The 454-nt window shown below is 57.7% G+C and carries 1 protein-coding gene; it reads left to right on the top strand.

Annotated features, from left to right (window positions below; all coding sequences use genetic code 11):
• On the top strand, positions 1–320 hold a 320-nt coding region (locus tag EOB49_RS38415), incomplete at its 5' end, for a hypothetical protein (RefSeq protein WP_245473003.1).
• Positions 321–454: the final 134 nt, after the last annotated feature.

Genomic DNA, 454 nt, shown 5'->3' with positions numbered 1-454 from the left:
ATCCGATCAACCGCGGCATAAAAGTCAGCCCCGCCGCCATGCACATGGTGGCTGTACTGGATCACGCCTTTAGCGGTGCCGACGAGTTCGAGCAGCTTTTCCCGACGTGCCAGCAACGGTTCGCGACGCAAATCGATGCCGTCATGGTTCAGCAGATCGAAGGCAACGAAGATGATCCGATCCGGCGCCCATCGCATCGCCGACCGCAGCGAATGGAAATCCGACACGCCTTTCTGGTTAAGGACGATTGCCTCGCCATCGATGATTGCCGACTTCGGAATGGTTGCCGCCGCCTCGACAATCGTCTTGTACGTCGATGACCAGTCGTAGCCCCTTCGCGTGATCGCTCTGGCCTTGCGTCCTCAACAATGACCTGGGTACGATAGCCGTCATATTTGATTTCGTGAATCCAGTTGTCCCCTGTCGGCGGCACCTCGACAAGCGTGGGGAACAT

The sequence above is a fragment of the Mesorhizobium sp. M7A.F.Ca.MR.148.00.0.0 genome, from assembly GCF_003997735.1.
GTDB lineage: Bacteria > Pseudomonadota > Alphaproteobacteria > Rhizobiales > Rhizobiaceae > Mesorhizobium.
Note: the sequence above shows the minus strand (reverse complement) of the source record. Positions and strands in the feature narration are given on the sequence as shown.